The following is a 23234-nucleotide window of genomic DNA, read 5'->3' on the forward strand; positions in this document are numbered from 1 at the left end:
GCGTCAACGTCATATGGGCTCTGATCCGTGACCGACGACGCTACGAAGTGACACCGCCGGTGACGGCGACCGCTTGACAACAACATTAGGAAGCCTGGGGGGTGCTCCCCCTACGCCTGGCGGCGTGGGAGGCGCCCCCGTCCACGGCCGCCAGGCCGTAGGGAGAGAGTGAGGCCACCGCGCGGAGCGCGGTAGGGGGTCCGGGGCTTGCCCCGGTTCGGGAAGGGGCGGGGGAGGGGAAACGTCCGCGCAGCGCACGCAGCGGTAGCCTTGCCGCCCGTGAGCACCCTGATCTGGATCGTCGTCGCGCTCGTCGCCATCGGCATGTACCTCTCCTGGACCGCCGGCCGCCTCGACCGGCTGCACGCCCGCATCGACGCCGCCCGCGCCGCGCTCGACGCGCAACTGCTGCGGCGCGCCTCCGTCGCTCAGGAGCTCGCGACCGCCGGCGTGCTCGATCCCGCCGCGTCGATCGTGCTGTACGAGGCGGCGCACGAGGCCCGCCAGGCCGAGGAGGAGCACCGCGAGGTCGCGGAGAGCGAGCTGAGCGCGGCGCTGCGGGCCGTGTTCGGCGCGGTGGAGCAGGTGGAGGCGGTACGGGAGGTGCCGGGCGGCGAGGAGGCCGCCGGGGAGCTCGCGCAGGCGGTGCGCCGAGTGCCCATGGCGCGCCGGTTCCACAACGACGCCGTGCGCGCCGCCCGCGCCCTGCGGCGGCACCGTACGGTCCGCTGGTTCCGGCTCGCGGGCCACGCCCCGTTCCCGCTGGCCTTCGAGATGGACGACGAGCCGCCCGTCGCCCTCGCGGACCGCCCCGTGACCGGCAGCGCATGACCTGCACCGTACGGCGAAAACAATCCACCGGCTGTTCATTGGCCCTTGCAGTGGACTGGTCGGCCCGTGTTCCATCGATGACGCACCACAACGTCGTCATCTAGTGAGGTTCCCGTGTCCGTCACCCCCACCCCGCAGACCCCCGAGACCGGCACCGCGCGCGTCAAGCGCGGCATGGCCGAGCAGCTCAAGGGCGGTGTGATCATGGACGTGGTCAACGCCGAGCAGGCGAAGATCGCGGAGGACGCGGGCGCCGTTGCCGTCATGGCGCTGGAGCGCGTGCCCGCCGACATCCGCAAGGACGGCGGCGTCGCCCGGATGTCCGACCCGAACATGATCGAGGAGATCATCGACGCGGTCTCCATCCCGGTGATGGCCAAGTCGCGTATCGGCCACTTCGTCGAGGCCCAGGTGCTCCAGTCCCTGGGCGTCGACTACATCGACGAGTCCGAGGTCCTCACCCCGGCCGACGAGGTCAACCACTCCGACAAGTGGGCCTTCACCACCCCGTTCGTGTGCGGCGCCACCAACCTGGGCGAGGCCCTGCGCCGTATCGCCGAGGGCGCGGCCATGATCCGCTCGAAGGGCGAGGCCGGCACGGGCAACGTCGTCGAGGCCGTCCGCCACCTGCGCCAGATCAAGAACGAGATCGCCAGGCTGCGCGGCTACGACAACAACGAGCTGTTCGCCGCCGCCAAGGAGCTCCGCGCCCCGTACGAGCTGGTCAAGGAGGTCTCCGAGCTCGGCAAGCTGCCGGTCGTGCTGTTCTCCGCCGGCGGTGTGGCCACCCCCGCGGACGCCGCGCTGATGCGCCAGCTCGGCGCCGAGGGCGTCTTCGTCGGCTCCGGCATCTTCAAGTCGGGCGACCCCGCCAAGCGCGCCGCGGCCATCGTGAAGGCCACCACCTTCTACGACGACCCGAAGATCATCGCGGACGCCTCCCGCAATCTCGGCGAGGCCATGGTCGGCATCAACTGCGACACCCTGCCCGAGACCGAGCGCTACGCCAACCGGGGCTGGTGATGACCACTCCCGTGATCGGTGTCCTGGCTCTCCAGGGCGACGTACGGGAGCACCTGATCGCCCTGGCCGCGGCCGACGCCGTGGCCAGGCCGGTCCGGCGCCCCGAGGAGCTGGACGACATCGACGCCCTGGTGATCCCGGGCGGCGAGTCCACCACGATCTCCAAACTGGCCGTCCTGTTCGGCCTGATGGAGCCGCTGCGTGAGCGGCTGCGCGCGGGCATGCCCGTCTACGGCACCTGCGCCGGTCTGATCATGCTCGCCGACAAGATCCTCGACCCGAGGTCGGGCCAGGAGACGTTCGGCGGCATCGACATGATCGTCCGCCGCAACGCCTTCGGCCGGCAGAACGAGTCGTTCGAGGCGGCGGTCGACGTGAAGGGCATCGACGGTGATCCGGTCGAGGGCGTCTTCATCCGCGCGCCGTGGGTGGAGTCCGTCGGCGCGGAGGCCGAGGTGCTCGCCGAGCACGACGGCCACATCGTCGCCGTCCGGCAGGGCAACGCACTGGCCACCTCCTTCCACCCCGAACTGACGGGCGACCACCGGGTCCACGGCTTGTTCGTGGACATGGTGCGCGCGGGCGGGTGACACGATCCCGGTAGGATCTCTCGGGTTCGTTCAGTAAAGGGTTACGCGAAGGAGACAGGCAGATGTCCGGCCACTCTAAATGGGCTACGACGAAGCACAAGAAGGCCGTGATCGACGCCAAGCGCGGCAAACTCTTCGCGAAGCTCATCAAGAACATCGAGGTCGCGGCCCGTACCGGCGGCGCCGACCTGGAGGGTAACCCGACCCTCTTCGACGCCGTGCAGAAGGCCAAGAAGAGCTCGGTGCCGAACAAGAACATCGACTCGGCGATCAAGCGCGGCGGCGGCCTCGAGGCCGGCGGCGTCGACTACGAGACGATCATGTACGAGGGCTACGGTCCGAACGGCGTCGCGGTGCTCATCGAGTGCCTGACCGACAACCGCAACCGCGCCGCGTCCGACGTCCGTGTCGCCATGACCCGCAACGGCGGCTCGATGGCGGACCCTGGTTCGGTGTCGTACCTCTTCAACCGCAAGGGCGTCGTGATCGTCCCCAAGGGCGAGCTGACCGAGGACGACGTCCTGGGCGCGGTGCTCGACGCGGGCGCCGAGGAGGTCAACGACCTCGGTGAGTCCTTCGAGGTGCTCAGCGAGGCCACCGACCTGGTCGCGGTCCGCTCGGCGCTGCAGGACAACGGCATCGACTACGACTCCGCCGAGGCCAACTTCGTCCCGACCATGCAGGTCGAACTGGACGAGGAGGGCGCGCGCAAGATCTTCAAGCTCATCGACGCGCTCGAGGACAGCGACGACGTGCAGAACGTCTTCGCCAACTTCGACGTGTCCGACGAGGTCATGGAGAAGGTCGACGCCTGACGCACGCTCATGGCCGCGTGCGCGGACGGGCCGACGGGACACGCTCCCGTCGGCCCGTCGGCGCGTTGTCGGTGCCGACCGATAGCCTGCACAAACAGTTGAGCGAAGGAGGCGGCGGCGTGCGCGTGCTGGGGGTGGACCCGGGGCTCACCCGGTGCGGTGTCGGCGTCGTCGAGGGCGTCGCCGGCCGTCCGTTGACGATGATCGGCGTCGGTGTCGTCCGGACACCGGCCGACGCCGAGCTGGGCAGCCGGCTGGTCGCGATCGAGCAGGGCATCGAGGAGTGGCTCGACGAGCACCGCCCCGGATTGGTCGCCGTGGAGCGGGTCTTCAGCCAGCACAACGTGCGTACGGTCATGGGCACCGCCCAGGCCAGTGCCGTCGCCATGCTGTGCGCGGCCCGGCGCGGCATCCCCGTGGCCCTGCACACCCCCAGCGAGGTGAAGGCCGCCGTCACCGGCAGCGGCCGTGCCGACAAGGCGCAGGTCGGCGCGATGGTCACGAGACTGCTGCGGCTCGACGCCCCGCCCAAGCCGGCCGACGCCGCGGACGCCCTCGCCCTCGCCATCTGCCACCTCTGGCGCGCGCCCGCCCAGAACCGTCTCCAGCAAGCCGTCGCCGCGCACCGCACGGCGTACGCATCGAAAGGCCGTACCGCATGATCGCGTATCTCAGCGGCCCCGTCGCCGCGCTCGCACCGACCACCGCCGTGATCGAGGTCGGCGGCATCGGCATGGCCGTCCAGTGCACGCCGAACACGCTCTCCACGCTGCGGATCGGACAGGAGGCGAAGATCGCGACCTCGCTCGTCGTCCGTGAGGACTCGCTCACGCTGTACGGCTTCGCCGACGACGACGAGCGCCAGGTCTTCGAGCTGCTCCAGACCGCGAGCGGCGTCGGGCCGCGGCTCGCGCAGGCGATGCTCGCCGTGCACAGCCCCGACGCGCTGCGGGTCGCCGTCGCCGGCGGGGACGAGAAGGCGCTGATGGCGGTGCCCGGCATCGGGAAGAAGGGCGCGCAGAAGCTGCTGCTCGAGCTGAAGGACCGGCTGGGCGAGCCGCTGGGCTCGGCCCCCGCCGTCGGCTCCCCGGTCACCGGGTCCTGGCGCGATCAGCTGCACGCGGCGCTGATCGGCCTCGGCTATGCGACACGTGAGGCGGACGAGGCGGTGACGGCGGTGGTGCCGCAGGCGGCGGCGATGGGCGAGTCGCCGCAGGTGGGACCGTTGCTGCGGGCGGCACTGCAGTCCCTGAACCGCGCGCGATGACACTGTCCGCCGCGGCGGGCGTTCTCTCCACCCCGCCCCACCCGAACCGGGGCAGGCCCCGGACCCCGTACGGCCTCCGGCCGTGCCCTCAATCGCCGGGCGGGCTGGATTTCGCTCCGCGACATCACCCTCGCCGGGGGCACTCCCCCTACGCCTGGCGGCGTGGGAGGTACCCCCACCCACGGCCGCCAGGCGTAGGGGGAGTTCGAGGCGCGGGGGTCCGTGGGCGGAGCCCCCGGTTCGGGTGGGGCGGGGTGGAGAAAACGCCCGCTGCCCGCGCAGCGGACCGCAGCCGCAACCACCACCCCCGAGAAGGCAGACACACGTGAACTGGGAAGACGAGACCCCCACCGCCGCGGACCCGCGCCTGGTCGCGCCCGCCGCCGACGGTGAGGACAGCGCCGTCGAGGCGGCCCTGCGCCCCAAGAGCCTCGACGAGTTCGTCGGCCAGGAGCGGGTCCGCCAGCAGCTGGACCTCGTGCTCAGGGCGGCCCGCCAGCGCGGCGCCACCGCGGATCACGTCCTGCTGTCCGGCGCCCCCGGCCTCGGCAAGACCACCCTCTCCATGATCATCGCGTCGGAGATGAACGCGCCGATCCGCATCACCTCCGGCCCCGCCATCCAGCACGCCGGCGACCTCGCGGCGATCCTCTCCTCCCTCCAGGAGGGCGAGGTCCTCTTCCTCGACGAGATCCACCGGATGTCCCGCCCCGCCGAGGAGATGCTGTACATGGCGATGGAGGACTTCCGGGTCGACGTCATCGTCGGCAAGGGCCCCGGCGCCACCGCCATCCCGCTGGAGCTGCCGCCGTTCACGCTGGTCGGCGCGACGACACGGGCCGGTCTGCTGCCGCCCCCGCTGCGCGACCGCTTCGGCTTCACCGGCCACATGGAGTTCTACGAGCCGACCGAGCTCGAACGGGTCCTGCACCGCTCCGCGCAGCTCCTCGACGTCGAGATCGACGCCGAGGGCGCCGCCGAGATCGCCGGCCGCTCCCGCGGCACGCCCAGAATCGCCAACCGGCTGCTGCGCCGGGTCCGCGACTACGCGCAGGTGGAGGGCGACGGCCGGGTCGACCGCGCGGTGGCCGCCGCGGCGCTGCAGGTCTACGAGGTGGACGTCCGCGGTCTCGACCGTCTCGACCGCGCCGTGCTCCAGGCGCTGCTCAAGCTCTTCGGCGGCGGCCCCGTCGGCCTGTCGACGCTCGCCGTGGCCGTGGGGGAGGAGCGGGAGACCGTCGAGGAGGTGGCGGAGCCGTTCCTCGTACGGGAGGGGCTGCTGGCCCGTACGCCCCGCGGCCGGGTCGCCACCCCCGCGGCCTGGGCACACCTCGGGCTCACGCCGCCCCAGCAGGCGCAGGGCGCAAGCGGACAACAGGGTCTGTTCGGGACGTGACGGCGAGGAGACTCGCACGCCGAGGAACCACGGTGCGATGCTGGGCGTTGTTCCATCGATGCGGACTCGCTTAGACTCCGCCGATGCCGCCCTTACAGGTCGGCGTGCCCACCCCCGTAGATCGGCCGCTCACTCAGCGCGGTCATGCGAAGGAATTCCCCCGTGGATATCTTGACCCTCCTCCCCTTCATCGTGCTCATCGGGGCCATGTTCCTGATGACCCGCTCCGCCAAGAAGAAGCAGCAGGCGGCCGCCAATATGCGCGACCAGATGCAGCCCGGAACCGGCGTGCGGACCATCGGTGGCCTGTACGCCACCGTCAAGGAGGTCACAGACGACACGGTCCTCCTTGAGGCTGCTCCCGGCGTCCACCTGATGTTCGCGAAGAACTCGATCGGCGCCGTGCTCTCCGACGCGGAGTACAACCGCATCGTCCACGGCGACGACGACACCCATGTCGTTCCGGACGACGCCTCCTCGCTGACCGACGGTGACGCCGACGCCGAGGTCGCCGAGGCCGACGCCGACTCCGACGCCAAGGTCGACTTCGGCAAGAAGTCCGAGGCCGAGGCGCCGAAGAAGGCCGACGCGGCCGAGGACGGCAAGGCCGACGGCGAGGCCGACGCGAAGTAGTCACGACGGGGACCGCGGTGGCGCCGGGCAGGCGCCGGGCGGTCCCGTGGCGTGTCGACTGATCGCGGGGGCAGGTCCCCACATCACTTCGTGGCCGTTGCGGGCGCTCACCCGGCGCCGTGGGCGGTTGGACAGGGAGAAACGAGAAGGTGGCAGCACCGAACAGGGGCCGAAGGCCCGCGGGGGCTCAGGGCAAGCCGGGGCGCGCCCTGGCTCTGATCCTGATCGCCATGGTCGCGCTCACGGGCGGGATGTTCGCGGCGGGCGAGTACACGCCACGCCTGGGCATCGACCTGGCGGGCGGTACGTCCATCACGCTCCAGGCCAAGAGCCTGCCCGGCCAGAAGGACGCGGTCAACGAGACCAACATGAACACGGCCGTCGGCATCATCGAGCGCCGTGTCAACGGTCTCGGTGTCTCCGAGGCCGAGGTTCAGACCCAGGGTGAGAGTCACATCATTGTGAACATCCCCAAGGGCACGGACTCGGAGCAGGCCCGTCAGCAGGTCGGCACCACCGCACAGCTGTTCTTCCGACCCGTTCTGACGGTCGCCGCCGGCGGTCCCGCCGCCCCGGAGCCCGCCCCGAGCGCCTCCCCGGGCGACAAGGCGAAGGAAGACAAGGCCAAGGACGACAAGGAGACGGCCACCCCGCCGTCGGGTTCCCCGTCCGGCAGCCCCTCGCCCGACGCGACCACCCAGGGCCGCGCCGTCACCGACGGCATCAAGGCCCCCGCCGCGAGCCCGAGCCCCTCCGGTTCCGAGGAGCCCAAGGCTTCCGAGAGCCCCAAGCCGGACGCGAGCCCGGAGCCGTCCGCCGACCCCGCCACCGGCGCGCTCGAGAAGCAGTTCACCGCTCTGGACTGCACCGACCCCAAGGCCCGCGGCAAGCTCGGCGACAACGTCAAGCCCTCCGACACGATCGTCGCCTGCGGCCTGAACAGCGCCGACCAGTGGGAGAAGTACATCCTCGGCCCCGCCGAGGTGGGCGGCCGGGACGTCGACGACGCCCAGGGCCAGCTGGACCAGCAGCGCGGCATGTGGATCGTCACGATGGAGTTCACCGACGCCGGCGCCAAGAAGTTCCAGAAGATCACCGGCCGGCTGTCGCAGCAGCAGCCCCCGATGAACCAGTTCGCCATCGTCCTCGACGGTGAAGTGGTCTCCGCCCCGCAGGTCAACCAGACGCTGAGCGCCAGCGCCGAGATCACCGGCAACTTCGACCAGGAGTCCGCCCAGAACCTGGGCAACATCCTGTCGTACGGCGCGCTGCCGCTGTCCTTCGAGGAGGACAGCGTCACCACCGTCACCGCCGCCCTCGGTGGCGAGCAGCTCAGGGCCGGTCTGATCGCCGGTGCGATCGGTCTCGCCCTCGTCGTGATCTATCTGGTCGTCTACTACCGCGGCCTGTCGCTCATCGCCCTGCTCAGCCTCGGCGTCTCCGCGGTCCTGACGTACACGATCATGACCCTGCTCGGCCCGGCCATCGGCTTCGCGCTGAACCTGCCGGCCGTCTGCGGTGCGATCGTCGCCATCGGTATCACGGCGGACTCGTTCATCGTCTACTTCGAACGCATCCGGGACGAGATCCGGGAAGGCCGCACCCTGCGTCCCGCGGTCGAGCGCGCCTGGCCGCGCGCGCGCCGCACCGTCCTGGTCTCCGACTTCGTCTCCTTCCTCGCCGCCGCGGTGCTCTTCGTGGTCACCGTCGGCAAGGTCCAGGGCTTCGCGTTCACGCTGGGCCTCACCACCCTCCTCGACGTGGTCGTGGTGTTCTTCTTCACCAAGCCGGTGATGACGCTGCTGGCCCGCCGTCCGTTCTTCGCAGGCGGCCACCCGTGGTCCGGCCTCGACCCGAAGCGACTCGGCGCCAAGCCGCCGCTGCGGCGTTCGCGCCGCATGACCGCCCCGACGACCGACCCGAAGGAGGCGTGAGATGTCCCGACTCGGCAATCTCGGCGCCAGGCTCTACCAGGGCGAGGTCGGGTACGACTTCGTCGGCAAGCGCAAGGTCTGGTACGGCGTCTCCATCCTGATCACGATCACCGCGATCGTCGCCCTCGCCGTCCAGGGCCTGAACATGGGCATCGAGTTCAAGGGCGGTGCCGTCTTCACGACGCCGAAGGCGGACGTCAGCGTCAGCCAGGCCACGGAGGCGGCGGAGGAGATCTCCGAGCACATCCCGATCGTCCAGGAGCTGGGCACCGGCGGTCTGCGCATCCAGATCAGCGGTGTCGACACGGCCGAGGCCGACCGTGTCCAGAAGGAGCTCGCCCAGGCACTGGACATCCCCGCCGGGCAGATCAACGCCGACCTGGTGGGCCCCAGTTGGGGTGAACAGATCGCCAACAAGGCATGGACCGGCCTCGGCGTCTTCATGCTGCTCGTCGTGGTCTACCTGGCCATCGCCTTCGAATGGCGCATGGCCGTCGCGGCCCTGGTCGCGCTGATCCACGACATCACCATCACGGTCGGCATCTATGCCCTCGTCGGGTTCGAGGTCACCGTCGGCACGGTCATCGGTCTGCTGACGATCCTCGGTTACTCGCTGTACGACACGGTGGTCGTCTTCGACAGCCTCAAGGAGGGCCAGAAGGACATCACCAAGCAGACCCGCTTCACCTACAGCGAGATCGCCAACCGCTCCATCAACAGCACCCTGGTGCGCTCGATCAACACCACCGTCGTGGCGCTGCTGCCGGTCGCCGGTCTGCTGTTCATCGGCGGCGGCTTCCTCGGCGCGGGCATGCTCAACGACATCTCGCTGTCGCTGTTCGTCGGTCTCGCGGCCGGCGCCTACTCCTCGATCTTCATCGCCACTCCGCTCGTCGCCGACCTCAAGGAACTCGACCCGCGGATGAAGGCCCTGAAGAAGCGGGTGCTCGCCAAGCGCGCGGCCGCGGGAGCCAAGGGCGACGACGGGCAGGACGCGGCGGACGACCAGGACGGGCCCGCCGACGGGACGCCGGCGGCGGCCGCCGCCGGAGCCGTCGTCGGACCGCGCGGCCGCGGCCGGGGCCGTCCCACGGGCAGGCGTCGATGACCGTCAACACCACCCAGGAGCTGCTGCTCAGCCGCATCCGGGACGTCGCGGACCATCCGAAGCAGGGCGTGGTGTTCAAGGACATCACGCCGCTGCTCGCGGACCCGGTCGCGTTCACGGCGCTGACGGACGCGCTGAGCGAGTTCTGCGTCCGCCACGGCGCGACGAAGATCGTCGGCCTCGAGGCGCGCGGCTTCATCCTCGCCGCCCCGGTCGCCGTGAAGGCCGGCGTCGGCTTCATCCCGGTGCGCAAGGCGGGCAAGCTCCCCGGAGCGACGCTCTCCCAGGCGTACGAGCTGGAGTACGGCACCGCCGAGATCGAGGTGCACGCCGAGGACCTCAACGCGGGCGACCGCGTCGTGGTCATCGACGACGTGCTCGCCACCGGCGGCACCGCGGAGGCGTCGCTGGAGCTCATCCGCCGGGCCGGGGCCGACGTCGTCGGCGTCGTGGTCCTGATGGAACTGGGATTCCTCGGCGGCCGGGCCCGGCTCGCCCCCGCGCTGGACGGCGCGCCGCTGGAGGCCCTGATCACCCTGTGACACCGCTGTGAGCTGCGGATTCACCGCCGTACTCGCAGATCGTCGCGCCACGGACGGGCGCCCGGGAACACCCGGGCGCCCGTCTCGCGTCGTGAGAGGCCCCCGTCCCCGCGCGATCGCGGACGCCGGGGTCGATATCATGGCCTTTCCGGGCCTGACCTGGGGACCCGGAACCTCCCCCAGACTCCGTCCGGGGGGACCCCAGAGGAGCGCCCTTGCCAGACGAGGCCCAGCCCGCCGCCGCGCAGCCCGACCAGCAGGCCGACAAGGCCGCGGCATCCCCTGTCACGCCCGAGCCGAAGCGGACCGAGGGGTCGGCCCCCGCCGAGCCCGAGCGAGTGAGCCAGGTCCCCGTCACCGCTCCGAAGCCGCTCCCGGCCGGCCCGGCACGCACCGGCGGCTCCTCGAACCGTGTGCGCGCCCGCCTCGCGCGCCTGGGCGTGCAGCGCTCCTCGCCGTACAACCCGGTCCTCGAACCGCTGCTGCGGATCGTGCGCAGCAACGACCCCAAGATCGAGACGTCCACGCTCCGCCAGGTCGAGAAGGCCTACCAGGTCGCGGAGCGCTGGCACCGCGGCCAGAAGCGCAAGAGCGGCGACCCGTACATCACCCATCCGCTCGCCGTCACCACCATCCTCGCCGAGCTCGGCATGGACCCGGCGACCCTGATGGCCGGGCTGCTGCACGACACGGTCGAGGACACCGAGTACGGCCTCGACCAGCTGCGCCGAGACTTCGGCGACTCCGTGGCGCTCCTCGTCGACGGCGTCACCAAGCTCGACAAGGTCAAGTTCGGCGAGGCCGCGCAGGCAGAGACCGTGCGCAAGATGGTCGTCGCCATGGCCAAGGACCCGCGCGTCCTGGTCATCAAGCTCGCCGACCGGCTGCACAACATGCGCACCATGCGCTATCTCAAGCGGGAGAAGCAGGAGAAGAAGGCCCGCGAGACCCTCGAGATCTACGCGCCGCTGGCCCACCGGCTGGGCATGAACACCATCAAGTGGGAGCTGGAGGACCTCGCCTTCGCGATCCTCTACCCCAAGATGTACGACGAGATCGTCCGCCTCGTCGCCGAGCGCGCGCCCAAGCGCGACGAGTACCTCGCCATAGTGACCGACGAGGTCCAGTCCGACCTGCGCGCCGCGCGCATCAAGGCCACCGTCACCGGCCGGCCGAAGCACTACTACAGCGTCTACCAGAAGATGATCGTCCGCGGCCGGGACTTCGCGGAGATCTACGACCTGGTGGGCATCCGCGTCCTCGTCGACACGGTCCGCGACTGCTACGCCGCCCTCGGCACCGTGCACGCGCGATGGAACCCGGTCCCCGGCCGGTTCAAGGACTACATCGCGATGCCGAAGTTCAACATGTACCAGTCGCTGCACACGACGGTCATCGGCCCCAACGGCAAGCCCGTCGAACTGCAGATCCGCACCTTCGACATGCATCGCCGCGCCGAGTACGGCATCGCCGCGCACTGGAAGTACAAGCAGGAGACCGTCGCCGGCGCCTCCAAGATCCGCACCGATGTCCCCAGGGCCGGCAAGGGCACCGCCGGCCAGGACACCGTCAACGACATGGCCTGGCTGCGGCAGCTCCTCGACTGGCAGAAGGAGACGGAGGACCCGGGCGAGTTCCTGGAGTCGCTGCGCTTCGACCTCTCGCGCAACGAGGTCTTCGTCTTCACGCCCAAGGGCGACGTCATAGCGCTGCCCGCGGGCGCCACCCCCGTCGACTTCGCCTACGCGGTGCACACCGAGGTGGGCCACCGCACGATAGGCGCACGCGTCAACGGGCGGCTCGTGCCGCTCGAGTCCACCCTCGACAACGGCGACCTGGTGGAGGTCTTCACCTCCAAGGCCGAGGGCGCGGGACCGTCCCGCGACTGGCTCGGCTTCGTCAAGTCGCCGCGGGCCCGCAACAAGATCCGCGCCTGGTTCTCCAAGGAGCGCCGGGACGAGGCCATCGAGCAGGGCAAGGACTCCATCGCGCGGGCCATGCGCAAGCAGAACCTGCCGATCCAGCGCATCCTCACCGGCGACTCCCTGGTCACCCTCGCGCACGAGATGCGCTACCCCGACATCTCGTCGCTGTACGCGGCGATCGGCGAGGGCCATGTCGCCGCGCAGGGCGTCGTGCAGAAGCTGGTGCAGGCCCTCGGCGGCGAGGAGGCCGCCAACGAGGACATCGCCGAGTCCACCCCGCCGACCCACGGCCGCGGCAAGCGCCGCACGAGCGCCGACCCCGGTGTGGTGGTCAAGGGCGTCGAGGACGTGTGGGTCAAGCTCGCCCGCTGCTGTACGCCGGTGCCGGGCGACCCGATCATCGGCTTCGTCACCCGCGGCAGCGGTGTGTCGGTGCACCGGGCGGACTGCGTCAACGTCGACTCGCTCTCGCAGCAGCCCGAACGGATCCTCGACGTCGAATGGGCCCCGACCCAGTCGTCGGTCTTCCTGGTCGCCATCCAGGTCGAGGCACTGGACCGCTCCCGGCTGCTCTCCGACGTCACCCGGGTCCTGTCCGACCAGCACGTCAACATCCTCTCGGCGGCCGTGCAGACCTCCCGCGACCGGGTGGCCACCTCGCGCTTCACCTTCGAGATGGGCGACCCCAAGCACCTGGGCCACGTCCTCAAGGCGGTCAGGGGCGTCGAGGGCGTGTACGACGTCTACCGCGTGACCTCGGCCCGCAGGCCGTAGCCGTACGCGGAGCACGGAGAGGGGCCCGGTACGCGAGCGATCGCGTACCGGGCCCCTCTCGTACGGCCTGTCTCAGCCGCCGAACTCCTGGAGACCCTTCAGCGCCTGGTCCAGCAGCGCCTGACGGCCCTCGAGCTCCTTGGCGAGCTTGTCCGCCCTGGCGTTGTTGCCCGAGGCGCGGGCCGCGTCGATCTGGCCCCGCAGCTTGTCGACGGCCGCCTGCAGCTGACCGGTCAGCCCCTCGGCACGCGCACGCGCCTCCGGGTTCGTCCGGCGCCACTCGTTCTCCTCGGACTCCTGCAGAGCCCGCTCCACCGCGTGCATCCGGCCCTCGACCTTGGGCCGGGCGTCGCGCGGCACATGGCCGATGGCCTCCCAGCGCTCGTTGATCGAACGGAAGGCGGCACGGGCGGCCTTCAGATCGGTCACCGGCACCAGCTTCTCGGCCTCGGCGGCGAGCTCCTCCTTCAGCTTGAGGTTCTCCGCCTGCTCCGCGTCACGCTCGGCGAACACACCGCTGCGCGCCGCGAAGAAGACGTCCTGGGCGCCGCGGAAACGGTTCCACAGGTCGTCCTCCGCCTCGCGCTGCGCACGGCCCGCGGCCTTCCACTGCGCCATCAGGTCCCGGTACCGGGCCGCGGTGGGACCCCAGTCCGTCGAACCGGAGAGCGCCTCGGCCTCCGTGACCAGCCGCTCCTTGAGCCGGCGGGCCTCCTCGCGCTGCGCGTCCAGCGACGCGAAGTGCGCCTTGCGGCGCTTGGAGAAGGCGGACCGCGCGTGCGAGAAGCGGTGCCACAGTTCGTCGTCGGACTTCCGGTCGAGCCTCGGCAGGCCCTTCCAGGTGTCCACCAGCGCACGCAGCCGCTCGCCGGCCGACCGCCACTGCTCGCTCTGCGCCAGCTCCTCCGCCTCGGCGACCAGGGCCTCCTTGGCCTTGCGCGCCTCGTCGGTCTGCTTCGCCCTCTGGGCCTTGCGCTCCTCGCGGCGCTTCTCGACCGTCTCCACCAGCGCGTCGAGCCGCACCCGGAGCGCCTGGAGGTCGCCCACCGCGTGGTGCTCGTCCACCTGCTGACGCAGATGGTCGATGGCGGCCCGGGCGTCCTTGGCCGACAGATCGGTCGTCTTCACCCGCCGCTCGAGGAGGCCGATCTCGACCACCAGGCCCTCGTACTTGCGCTCGAAATAGGCCAGCGCCTCCTCGGGAGTCCCGGCCTGCCACGATCCGACGACCTGCTCGCCCTCGGCAGTACGCACGTACACGGTGCCCGTCTCGTCGACGCGGCCCCACGGGTCGCTGCTCACAGCGCCTCCTCAACCTGATGCCGACGAGGGTCCATCCCCCCGGGCATCGTCCACAGTTTCCCGGACGGGCCTCGCCCGCCCACCACAGCGCGCGTCAGCACACGCCGCACAACGCCCAATCTAGGCGACCGGCCGCCCGGCTGTCCGCACTCAGCGCGACCGAAATCGTCTCGCTCACACCTTCGTGACCGTGGCCTTCTCGACCGAGACGGCCTTCTTCGGGGGACCGTCGGCGCCGCCGCCCTCGACTCCGGCCTTCGCCACGTCCTTCACGGCCTTCAGGCCCTTGTCGTCCATGGTCCCGAAGGGCGTGTAGGCCGGCGGGAGTTTGGTGTCCTTGTAGACGAGGAAGAACTGGCTGCCGCCGGTGTTCGGCTGGCTGGTGTTCGCCATCGCGACCGTGCCCGCCGGGAACGTGACGCTGCCGTCCGCGCCCGGCTTGCCGAGAGCGTCGAGGTTCTCGTCGGGGATCGTGTAGCCGGGACCGCCGGTGCCGTCGCCCTTCGGGTCGCCGCACTGCAGCACGAAGATGTTCTCCGTGGTCAGCCGGTGACACTTCGTACCGTCGAAGTAGCCCTTGTCCGCCAGCGACTTGAACGAGTTCACCGTGTGCGGCGTCTTCGCGGCGTCCATGGCGATCGTGATGTCGCCCTGGCCGGTCTTGACGGAGAACGAGTACTTCGCCTTCTTGTCGATCGACATCGCGGGCTCGGGGTTGGTGCTTTCCGAGGCGGAGGGGGTCGGCGAGGGGTCGGCCGACGCGGCGTCGTCCTTCTTGTCGTCCCCGGTGAGGCCCATGGCGTAGACGCCGCCGGCGGCGCAGAGCACCACCGCCACCGCTGCCGCGATGGCCGAGTTGCGCACCTTGGCCTTCCTCCGCGCCTGCTCCCGACGCTGCTGCTGGCGCTCGAACTTCTCCCGGGCGAGCTGCCGCCGCCGCTGATCGCTGCTGACCACCGGGTCTTCTCCTTGTGCGTCTTGTCCGTCTGGATACGTCGCGTAGTACTCGCGTAGCGGTAACCGCCGAGCTTGCCCCGTACCGTATACGGGTTGGCTGTGCGATACGCAGCGCCGGTAGGCTCTGATCTGCTGCATTCCACCGCATCCGCTGTCCGACGACGACCGAACTGAGGACGATCGTGCTTATTGCCGGGTTCCCCGCCGGGGCCTGGGGGACCAACTGCTATCTGGTCGCCCCCGCCGCAGGCGAGGAGTGCGTGATCATCGACCCCGGCCACCAGGCCGCTCAGGGTGTCGAGGAGACGCTGAGGAAGCATCGGCTGAAGCCCGTCGCCGTCGTCCTCACCCACGGCCACATCGACCATGTGGCCTCCGTCGTCCCCGTGTGCGGCGCCCATGACGTGCCGGCCTGGATCCACCCCGACGACCGCTACATGATGAGCGACCCGGAGAAGGCCCTCGGGCGCTCCATCGGGATGCCTCTCATGGGCGAGCTCACCGTGGGAGAACCGGACGACGTCAAGGAGCTCACGGACGGCGCCGCGCTGAGCCTGGCCGGTCTCGATTTCTCCGTCTCCCATGCGCCCGGCCATACCAAGGGGTCGGTGACCTTCACGATGCCCGAGTCCGCGGACGTCCCGTCCGTCTTCTTCTCGGGCGACCTGCTGTTCGCCGGCTCCATCGGACGCACGGACCTGCCCGGCGGCGACATGGACGAGATGCTCGGGTCGCTGGCACGGGTGTGCCTGCCGCTCGACGACTCGACCGTGGTGCTGTCCGGCCACGGCCCCCAGACGACCATCGGCCGCGAGCGCGCCACCAACCCGTATCTGCGGGAAGTGGCCGCCGGCCTCGGGAGCGTGGACGCGCCCCGACGAGGAATGTGACGAGAGATTCCGTGAGCACCTTCAAGGCCCCCAAGGGCACCTTCGACCTGCTTCCGCCGTCGTCCGCGACGTATCTGGCGGTGCGCGAGGCCATCGCCGCGCCGCTGAAGATCTCCGGCTACGGGTACATCGAGACCCCCGGTTTCGAGGATGTGGCCCTCTTCTCGCGCGGCGTCGGTGAGTCCACCGACATCGTGACGAAGGAGATGTACACGCTCACCACCAAGGGCGGCACCGAGCTCGCGCTGCGCCCCGAGGGCACGGCGTCCGTGCTGCGCGCGGCGCTGGAGGGCAGCCTGCACAAGCAGGGTCTGCCGGTGAAGCTCTGGTACTCGGGCTCGTACTACCGCTACGAGCGCCCGCAGAAGGGCCGGTACAGGCACTTCTCCCAGGTCGGGGCCGAGGCGATCGGCGCCGAGGACCCGGCCCTGGACGCCGAGCTGATCATCCTGGCCGACCAGGCGTACCGCTCGCTGGGGCTGCGCGAATTCCGCATCCTGCTCAACTCGCTCGGGGACAGCACCTGCCGTCCCGTCTACCGCGAGGCGCTCCAGTCGTTCCTGCGCGACCTGGACCTCGACGAGGACACCCGCCGCCGTATCGAGATCAACCCGCTGCGGGTCCTCGACGACAAGCGCGACGCCGTGCAGAAGCAGCTCACGGGTGCCCCGATGCTCCGCGACTATCTGTGTGACGCGTGCAAGGCGTACCACGAGGAGGTGCGGGCCCTGCTGATCGCGGCGGGCGTCTCCTTCGAGGACGACGAGAAGCTGGTCCGCGGCCTCGACTACTACACGCGCACGACGTTCGAGTTCGTCCACGACGGCCTCGGCTCGCAGTCCGCGGTGGGCGGCGGCGGCCGCTACGACGGCCTGTCCGAGATGATCGGCGGCCCCGCGCTGCCGTCCGTCGGCTGGGCGCTGGGCGTGGACCGTACGGTGCTGGCGCTGGAGGCGGAGGGCGTCGCGCTCGACATCCCCGCCGCCACCAGCGTGTACGCGGTGCCGATCGGCGAGGAGGCGCGACGGCTGCTGTTCGGCGTCGTGAACGAGCTGCGCAGGGCGGGCGTAGCGACCGACTTCTCGTACGGCGGGAAGGGCCTCAAGGCCGCGATGAAGGCGGCCAACCGCAGCGGCGCGCGCTATGCGGTCGTGGTCGGGGAGCGGGACCTCGCGGAGGGCGTGGCGCAGCTCAAGGACATGGAGTCCGGTGAGCAGCAGGCCGTCGCGCTCGACGGGATCGTGGACGAACTGCGCTCGCGTCTCGGCTGAGACGGGCCGGGCCGGACGGTGCGCCGTCCGGCCCGGCCCCGAGTGCGGCGGCAGTACCTCTGGACCTTGTCCACAGGCGACGGCCGACGCCGCTGTCTCTGCGGCACAATGGCTCTGCCCGACCGACCACCGAGCGACGGAACAGGGATATGACGACTGCAGCAGTTGACGGCGTGTCCTGCGGCCACAGCGACCCCGGAGTGCGCCGCGTCGGCGGCAGCCGCGCGTTCGCCTGGCTGCTCGTCGTCACCGGCGCGGCCGGGGTGCTGGCCGCGTGGATCATCACGATCGACAAGTTCAAGATCCTCGAGGCGAAGGTCGCGGGCACCACCTTCACTCCGGGGTGCAGCCTCAACCCGGTCGTCTCCTGCGGCAGTGTCATGGAGAGCGACCAGGCCGCGGCCTTCGGCTTCCCCAACCCGATGCTCGGACTGGTGACCTACGCGGTCGTGGTCTGCGTCGGCATGAGCCTGCTCGCCGGCGCCCGGTTCTCCCGCTGGTACTGGCTGACCTTCAACGCGGGCACCCTCTTCGGCGTCGGCTTCTGCACCTGGCTGATGCAGCAGTCGCTGTACGAGATCAACGCGCTGTGCCTGTGGTGCTGCCTGGCCTGGGTCGCCACGATCTTCATGTTCTGGTACGTGACCTCGCACAACGTCCGCCAGGGACTGCTGCCCGCGCCGGCCTGGCTGCGCGGCTTCCTGGACGAGTTCACCTGGGTCCTGCCCGTCCTGCACACCGGGGTGATCGGCATGCTGGTCCTGACCCGCTGGTGGGAGTTCTGGACCAGCTGACCGACCGGTGACCGGGACCTCCGACCGGGGCTCCGGCGCTGTCAGTGGGCTGGCATAGGCTTCACGGCGTGGAGCCCGACCTCTTTACCGCCGCGGCGGAAGAACGCCAGGAGAAGGACCCGACCAGCAGCCCGCTGGCGGTCCGGATGCGCCCGCGCACCCTCGACGAGGTGGTCGGCCAGCGGCATCTGCTCAAGCCGGGATCGCCGCTGCGCCGCCTGGTCGGCGAAAGCGGTGGCGGGGGAGGACCGGCCGGCGTCTCGTCCGTGATCCTCTGGGGCCCGCCCGGCACCGGCAAGACGACGCTGGCGTATGTGGTCTCCAAGGCGACCAACAAGCGCTTCGTGGAGCTCTCCGCGATCACCGCGGGAGTCAAGGAGGTCCGGGCCGTCATCGAGGGCGCCAAGCGCGCCGCGGGCGGCTTCGGCAAGGAGACCGTCCTCTTCCTCGACGAGATTCACCGCTTCTCCAAGGCCCAGCAGGACTCGCTGCTCCCCGCGGTCGAGAACCGCTGGGTGACGCTGATCGCCGCCACCACGGAGAATCCGTACTTCTCGGTGATCTCGCCGCTGCTCTCCCGTTCGCTGCTGCTGACGCTGGAGCCGCTGACCGACGACGACATCCGGGATCTGCTCAGCCGTGCGCTGACCGACGAGCGGGGGCTCGGCGGGGCCGTCTCGCTGGCCGATGACGCCCTGGCGCATCTGCTGCGGATCGCGGGCGGCGACGCCCGCCGGGCGCTGACCGCTCTGGAGGCCGCCGCGGGCGCGGCCATCGACAAGGGCGAGGACGCCATCGGCCTCCAGACCGTGGAGGAGACCGTCGACCGGGCGGCGGTGAAGTACGACCGGGACGGCGACCAGCACTACGACGTCGCCAGCGCGCTCATCAAGTCGATCCGCGGCTCCGACGTGGACGCGGCGCTGCACTACCTGGCCCGGATGATCGAGGCGGGCGAGGACCCGCGGTTCATCGCCCGGCGGCTGATGATCTCGGCGAGCGAGGACATCGGTCTGGCCGATCCGACCGCCCTGCCGACCGCGGTGGCGGCGGCCCAGGCCGTGGCCATGATCGGTTTCCCCGAGGCCGCGCTGACCCTCAGCCACGCCACCATCGCCCTCGCGCTCGCCCCGAAGTCGAACGCGGCGACGACGGCGATCTCCGCCGCCCGGCAGGACGTACGGGGCGGCCTGGCCGGCCCGGTCCCGCCCCATCTGCGCGACGGCCACTACAAGGGGGCCGCCAAGCTGGGCCACGCCCAGGGCTACGTCTATCCGCACGACGTCCCCGGCGGCATCGCGGCCCAGCAGTACGCGCCGGACGCCGTCCACGGCAAGCGCTACTACGAGCCGACGCGCTACGGCGCGGAGGCGCGGTACGCGGACGTGGTCGAGAAGGTGCGCGAGCGCCTGCGCGGCGAGACGGACTGAGCGGCCTCAGGGCGACGCCGCCTCGAACAGGGCGTGCATCGCGCGGCGCAGCTCCGTGACGTCCCCCACGGGCGAGGGGAAGTCGAAGCGGGTGTCGAAGCAGCGCCCGCCGGTGAACCGCACCCGCAGCCCGAACCGGTCCAGCGCCAGCGGCACCGCCCGCCGGCCCTCCGCGACGGCCCGCGCCTCCCGCTCTCCGGCCAGTGCCGCGAGCGCCTGCACCTGGTCGCCGTGCGCCGAGGTCAAGTGCTGCAGAAGCTCGGTCTCGTGGGCCACGAGGGGATCGGCCGAGGCGTCGGCGAACGCCTCCGGCTCCACGGGGGAGGCGCCCCACAGGTCGTCCACGCCCGCCTCCCCGACCTCCAGGCGCAGCATCATGGACCCGGGTTCGGTCGCGAGGCCGGGCGCGCTGGTGAGCCAGCCGGATATCAGGGCGCGCCCCCGGACACGGTCCGGCACGGCGACCGGCGCCACGTCGACGATCTCCAGCACGGCGGCGAGCTCGTCGGCCTGGGCGTGGGTGGCGGCCCGGACGGCGGGGGAGTCGGCCGGGAAGAGCAGGAAGACCTCGCCGTCGGCGCCGGCGGTCCGCGCCCGCGGGCTGAGCTGCTCCGGCCGGGCCCCTTCGAGGCCGGGCACGAGCAGCACGGCTGAGCATGTACTCTGTACGAGAGTTCGTGTGCGCTCGGCTGCTGACGGCATCCGAGTGATTTCAAGCCCGCTGGGACGCGGCTGACCATGAGCTGATCGGACCTCCGTCACCTCCACGCTCGCAGAAGCGTCGGTGTTCTTCGTGCTGTCCGTGATGCGCTTGGTGTTCCCAGGGCGAGACATGCGATCTCCTTGAGTAAGGTGAGCCTAACCTAACCTACAACGGAGGTCTGGAGAACGTGCCTAACCAGTCGCGTCCCAAGGTCAAGAAGTCGCGTGCGCTCGGTATTGCGCTGACGCCGAAGGCTGTCAAGTACTTCGAAGCCCGCCCCTACCCGCCGGGCGAGCACGGCCGTGGCCGCAAGCAGAACTCGGACTACAAGGTCCGTCTGCTCGAGAAGCAGCGCCTGCGCGCGCAGTACGACATCAGCGAGAAGCAGATGGCCCGCGCCTACGACCGCGCCCGCAAGGCCGAGGGCAAGACGGGCGAGGCCCTGGTCATCGAGCTCGAGCGTCGCCTCGACGCCCTGGTCCTGCGTTCGGGCATCGCCCGCACCATCTACCAGGCCCGTCAGATGGTCGTCCACGGCCACATCGAGGTCAACGGCGGCAAGGTCAACAAGCCGTCGTTCCGTGTCCGTCCCGACGACGTCGTGATGGTCCGCGAGCGCTCCCGCGAGAAGACCCTGTTCCAGGTGGCTCGCGAGGGTGGCTTCGCCCCCGACGGTGAGACCCCGCGCTACCTGCAGGTCAACCTCAAGGCCCTGGCGTTCCGCCTGGACCGTGACCCGCAGCGCAAGGAAGTTCCGGTCATCTGCGACGAGCAGCTGGTCGTCGAGTACTACGCCCGCTGATCAGGCGCCGTACCGCTCACAGCGCGTCAGCCCGCCGCCTCCCCGCCGTTTCCGGCGGGGGAGCCGGCGGGCTCCCGCGTTTCCGGGGGCTGCACCCGCTGCGGCCCCACCGGCCGGGGCCGCGACGGCTCCGGCACGGCCAGGGCGCGCCGCACCGCCGCGTCGACACCGAGGCCGGCCCCTTCCCGTACGCACGCCGCGTACCGCTCGGCCCCCAGCAGCGCGACGGCCCGCTCCTCGCACAACTCCCGGGGTACGCCGAACTGGCGCGATCCGAACAGCGCCAGGCCCACCGAGGCCCACATCGGGGCGGCCGCCCCCTGGAGCACCGCCGCCTCCGCCGGGTTCCCGTCGCTCGCCGTCACCAGGGCCAGCAGCTCCAGCGCGAGCACCAGCCCCACCAGGTCGTTGAACCGGTGGTCGATCGTGATGCACTCGCGCAGCAGCGCCCGCGCCCGCCCGTGCTCGCCCGCCGCCCAGGCCGCGTACGCCAGCACGTACAGCGCGTACGCGCGGGTCCAGCGCTCGCCGTGCTCCTCGCAGACCCGGCCGACCTCCTCGCACAGGGCCACCGCATCGTCCAGCCGGCCCTGGAAGACGAGCGCCATGGCCAGTTCGACCCGGCCCATCAGGACGTTGCTGTTGAGTTCCCCCACCGCCTCGTACGAGACCAGCGCCGAGCGCAGCAGCTCCTCGGCGCGGGGCATCTCACCGGAGAGCAGCGCCAGGCAGCCCTTGCGGTGCGTCGCGTAGGCGGCGGCGAGGCGGTTGCCCGTGCGGTCCGCCCGCTCGGCGCACTCGTGCAGCGCGCCCGCGCCCGCCGCGAAGTCGCCCTGGAGGACGGCCACATAGCCCAGCACCCACAGCGCCTTGAGCCGGGCGTCCTCGTGGCCCGGCTCCGACTCCTGGGCCAGGCACCGCTCCAGCCAGTGCCTGCCCTCGGCCAGCCGGCCGCAGCCGACCCAGTAGAACCAGAGCGTGCCCGCCAGATGCCGGCCCAGATGCGCCTCCCGCGGGTCGTCCAGGCACAGTTCCAGCGCCGCCCGCAGATCCGGGAGCGCGCTGTCGGCGCAGGCCGCCACCTCGGCCTGGCGGGGGCTGAACCACTCGAGCTCGCACCAGGTGGCGAGCCCCATGTACCAGTCGCGGTGACGCCGGCGCAGCCGCTCCGCGTCGCCGATGGCCCCCAGCCACTGGGCCCCGTACGCGCGGACCGTGTCCAGCAGCCGGTAGCGCAGCCCGGCGGGCGACTCCTCACGGCGGACCACGGACTGGGCGACCAGCTCCGCCAGGACGTCCAGGATGCTCTCGACGGGCAGTTCGGGGCCGCTGCAGATGTACTCCACGGCCTCCAGGTCGAACTGCCCGGCGAAGACGGACAGCCGCGCCCACAGCAGCCGCTCCTGGGGAGTGCACAGTTCATGGCTCCAGCCGATGGCGGTGCGCAGGGCCCGGTGGCGCGGCAGCGCGCTCCGGCAGCCGCCGGTGAGCACGTCGAAGCGGTCGTCGAGCCGGCGCAGCAACTGGTCGACGCAGAGCGCGGGCACACGTCCGGCGGCGAGTTCGAGCGCCAGCGGGATGCCTTCGAGCCGGCGGCACAGCGCGCGCACCGAGTCCGGGCCGTGGTCCGTGTCCTCGAAGCCCGGTACCACCGCTGCCGCGCGAGCGGTGAAGAGCTCCACGGCATCGTCCTCGGACATCGGGGCCAGCTCGAAGACCTGCTCCCCGTCGAGCCGCAGCCGTCTGCGGCCCGCCGCGAGCACCCGCACGCCAGGAGCGTGGCGCAGCAGGTCGCCCGCGAGCTGCGCGCACTCCTCGACGAGATGCTCGAAGCCGTCCAGCACGAGGAGCAGGCTGCTCTCGGAGAGTTCGTCCAGCAGGACGTCGCCGGGCGGTCTGCTGGTGTGGTCGGTGATGCCGAGGGACTCGGCCAAGGCGTGGGTGAGCAGGGCGGGGTCGCGCAGCGGCGACAGCTCGCAGAGCCGGACCCCGTCGGCGTACCGATTCTGCAGGGCCGCCGCGGCGTGCGAGACCAGGCGTGACTTGCCTACGCCGCCCACTCCCACGACGGTGACCAGCCGGGAGTCGTCGAGGGCTCCGAAGAGCGCGGCCAACTCGCGGCTGCGGCCCACGAAGCGGTTCAGTTCCGCGGGAAGACTGGGATGACGGCGTCGCATAGGACACGCAGCGTACTCAGGCGTAAGCAGTGGGTACAATCGGTCCGGCGCAAGTCGCCCCTGTGCACCG

General features: G+C 71.0%; 21 protein-coding genes. 17 read left to right on the forward strand and 4 right to left on the reverse strand.

Going from position 1 to position 23234, the window contains the following annotated elements; genetic code table 11:
* Positions 1-324: 324 nt before the first annotated feature.
* The 12 genes from ACFYOP_RS30220 (at position 325) to ACFYOP_RS30275 (ending at position 12838) form a co-directional block, all read left to right on the forward strand.
* On the forward strand, positions 325-831 hold the full coding sequence (locus tag ACFYOP_RS30220) for a hypothetical protein (protein WP_356898334.1): 507 nt from the start codon (positions 325-327) through the stop codon (positions 829-831).
* A gap of 114 nt (positions 832-945) precedes the next feature.
* Positions 946-1854: a pyridoxal 5'-phosphate synthase lyase subunit PdxS gene (pdxS, locus tag ACFYOP_RS30225; protein ID WP_356898257.1), complete on the forward strand. Its 909-nt coding sequence runs from the start codon at positions 946-948 to the stop codon at positions 1852-1854.
* Complete coding sequence (gene pdxT, locus ACFYOP_RS30230; protein WP_356898258.1) at positions 1854-2444, forward strand: pyridoxal 5'-phosphate synthase glutaminase subunit PdxT; 591 nt, start codon at positions 1854-1856, stop codon at positions 2442-2444. Before pdxS ends, pdxT begins: the two co-directional genes overlap by 1 nt.
* A gap of 62 nt (positions 2445-2506) precedes the next feature.
* Positions 2507-3259 (forward strand): YebC/PmpR family DNA-binding transcriptional regulator, encoded by a 753-nt coding sequence (locus ACFYOP_RS30235; RefSeq protein WP_356898259.1) that lies wholly within the window; start codon positions 2507-2509, stop codon positions 3257-3259.
* 119 nt (positions 3260-3378) lie between these two features.
* Entirely contained in the window at positions 3379-3921 is a 543-nt protein-coding gene (ruvC, locus tag ACFYOP_RS30240; protein ID WP_356898260.1) for a crossover junction endodeoxyribonuclease RuvC, read from the forward strand.
* Positions 3918-4526 carry a Holliday junction branch migration protein RuvA gene (gene ruvA / locus ACFYOP_RS30245; RefSeq protein WP_356898261.1) on the forward strand — a complete coding sequence of 203 codons (609 nt, stop codon included), beginning with the start codon at positions 3918-3920 and terminating at the stop codon, positions 4524-4526. The genes ruvC and ruvA overlap by 4 nt, the downstream gene beginning before the upstream one ends.
* Positions 4527-4851: 325 nt before the next feature.
* Positions 4852-5922, forward strand: coding sequence for a Holliday junction branch migration DNA helicase RuvB (gene ruvB / locus ACFYOP_RS30250; RefSeq protein WP_356898262.1), 1071 nt, complete (start codon positions 4852-4854; stop codon positions 5920-5922).
* Positions 5923-6084: 162 nt separating this feature from the next.
* Positions 6085-6555, forward strand: a complete 471-nt coding sequence (gene yajC / locus ACFYOP_RS30255) for a preprotein translocase subunit YajC (RefSeq protein WP_356898263.1) — start codon at positions 6085-6087, stop codon at positions 6553-6555.
* Positions 6556-6704: 149 nt separating this feature from the next.
* Positions 6705-8489 carry a protein translocase subunit SecD gene (secD, locus tag ACFYOP_RS30260; RefSeq protein WP_356898264.1) on the forward strand — a complete coding sequence of 595 codons (1785 nt, stop codon included), beginning with the start codon at positions 6705-6707 and terminating at the stop codon, positions 8487-8489.
* A 1-nt stretch (position 8490) separates the two neighbouring features.
* Positions 8491-9597, forward strand: a complete 1107-nt coding sequence (gene secF, locus ACFYOP_RS30265) for a protein translocase subunit SecF (RefSeq protein ID WP_356898265.1) — start codon at positions 8491-8493, stop codon at positions 9595-9597.
* Positions 9594-10139: an adenine phosphoribosyltransferase gene (locus tag ACFYOP_RS30270; RefSeq protein ID WP_356898266.1), complete on the forward strand. Its 546-nt coding sequence runs from the start codon at positions 9594-9596 to the stop codon at positions 10137-10139. The genes secF and ACFYOP_RS30270 overlap by 4 nt, the downstream gene beginning before the upstream one ends.
* A 215-nt stretch (positions 10140-10354) precedes the next feature.
* Positions 10355-12838: a RelA/SpoT family protein gene (locus ACFYOP_RS30275; RefSeq protein WP_388453502.1), complete on the forward strand. Its 2484-nt coding sequence runs from the start codon at positions 10355-10357 to the stop codon at positions 12836-12838.
* Positions 12839-12910: 72 nt separating this feature from the next.
* Here ACFYOP_RS30275 and ACFYOP_RS30280 read toward each other — a convergent pair whose 3' ends face one another.
* Both ACFYOP_RS30280 and ACFYOP_RS30285 read right to left on the reverse strand, forming a co-directional pair.
* Positions 12911-14140: a DUF349 domain-containing protein gene (locus ACFYOP_RS30280; RefSeq protein WP_356898267.1), complete on the reverse strand. Its 1230-nt coding sequence runs from the start codon at positions 14138-14140 to the stop codon at positions 12911-12913.
* 174 nt (positions 14141-14314) lie between these two features.
* Entirely contained in the window at positions 14315-15097 is a 783-nt protein-coding gene (locus ACFYOP_RS30285; RefSeq protein ID WP_356898268.1) for a peptidylprolyl isomerase, read from the reverse strand.
* A gap of 182 nt (positions 15098-15279) precedes the next feature.
* On the opposite strand from ACFYOP_RS30285, the gene ACFYOP_RS30290 reads away from it, so the two are divergent.
* The 4 genes from ACFYOP_RS30290 (at position 15280) to ACFYOP_RS30305 (ending at position 19482) form a co-directional block, all read left to right on the forward strand.
* Entirely contained in the window at positions 15280-15987 is a 708-nt protein-coding gene (locus ACFYOP_RS30290) for an MBL fold metallo-hydrolase (protein ID WP_356898269.1), read from the forward strand.
* Positions 15988-15998: 11 nt separating this feature from the next.
* A complete protein-coding gene (gene hisS, locus ACFYOP_RS30295) occupies positions 15999-17258 on the forward strand; it encodes a histidine--tRNA ligase (RefSeq protein WP_356898270.1) in 1260 nt (419 codons plus the stop codon).
* Positions 17259-17407: 149 nt separating this feature from the next.
* Positions 17408-18052, forward strand: coding sequence for a vitamin K epoxide reductase family protein (locus ACFYOP_RS30300; RefSeq protein ID WP_356898271.1), 645 nt, complete (start codon positions 17408-17410; stop codon positions 18050-18052).
* A 68-nt stretch (positions 18053-18120) separates the two neighbouring features.
* A complete protein-coding gene (locus tag ACFYOP_RS30305; protein ID WP_356898272.1) occupies positions 18121-19482 on the forward strand; it encodes a replication-associated recombination protein A in 1362 nt (453 codons plus the stop codon).
* Between the two features lie 6 nt (positions 19483-19488).
* Here ACFYOP_RS30305 and ACFYOP_RS30310 read toward each other — a convergent pair whose 3' ends face one another.
* Positions 19489-20184: a DUF2470 domain-containing protein gene (locus ACFYOP_RS30310; protein WP_356898273.1), complete on the reverse strand. Its 696-nt coding sequence runs from the start codon at positions 20182-20184 to the stop codon at positions 19489-19491.
* A gap of 188 nt (positions 20185-20372) precedes the next feature.
* On the opposite strand from ACFYOP_RS30310, the gene rpsD reads away from it, so the two are divergent.
* Positions 20373-20987 (forward strand): 30S ribosomal protein S4, encoded by a 615-nt coding sequence (gene rpsD / locus ACFYOP_RS30315; RefSeq protein WP_356898274.1) that lies wholly within the window; start codon positions 20373-20375, stop codon positions 20985-20987.
* Positions 20988-21013: 26 nt separating this feature from the next.
* Here the strand turns inward: rpsD and ACFYOP_RS30320 are convergent, their stop codons facing one another.
* On the reverse strand, positions 21014-23164 hold the full coding sequence (locus tag ACFYOP_RS30320; RefSeq protein ID WP_356898275.1) for an AAA family ATPase: 2151 nt from the start codon (positions 23162-23164) through the stop codon (positions 21014-21016).
* Positions 23165-23234: the final 70 nt, after the last annotated feature.

Origin of the sequence: Streptomyces sp. NPDC006294, assembly GCF_042870895.1 — a bacterium.
GTDB lineage: Bacteria > Actinomycetota > Actinomycetes > Streptomycetales > Streptomycetaceae > Streptomyces.

Bases quoted from the DNA above. Each gene is read 5' to 3' on its own strand.
- ACFYOP_RS30300 (WP_356898271.1), top strand. From the start codon at position 17,408: ATGACGACTGCAGCAGTTGACGGCGTGTCCTGCGGCCACAGCGACCCC.
- ruvA (WP_356898261.1), top strand. From the start codon at position 3,918: ATGATCGCGTATCTCAGCGGCCCCGTCGCCGCGCTCGCACCGACCACC.
- ACFYOP_RS30220 (WP_356898334.1), top strand. From the start codon at position 325: ATGTACCTCTCCTGGACCGCCGGCCGCCTCGACCGGCTGCACGCCCGC.
- ACFYOP_RS30270 (WP_356898266.1), top strand. From the start codon at position 9,594: ATGACCGTCAACACCACCCAGGAGCTGCTGCTCAGCCGCATCCGGGAC.
- secF (WP_356898265.1), top strand. From the start codon at position 8,491: ATGTCCCGACTCGGCAATCTCGGCGCCAGGCTCTACCAGGGCGAGGTC.
- ACFYOP_RS30320 (WP_356898275.1), bottom strand. From the start codon at position 23,164: ATGCGACGCCGTCATCCCAGTCTTCCCGCGGAACTGAACCGCTTCGTG.
- ACFYOP_RS30235 (WP_356898259.1), top strand. From the start codon at position 2,507: ATGTCCGGCCACTCTAAATGGGCTACGACGAAGCACAAGAAGGCCGTG.
- pdxT (WP_356898258.1), top strand. From the start codon at position 1,854: ATGACCACTCCCGTGATCGGTGTCCTGGCTCTCCAGGGCGACGTACGG.
- ACFYOP_RS30310 (WP_356898273.1), bottom strand. From the start codon at position 20,184: ATGCCGTCAGCAGCCGAGCGCACACGAACTCTCGTACAGAGTACATGC.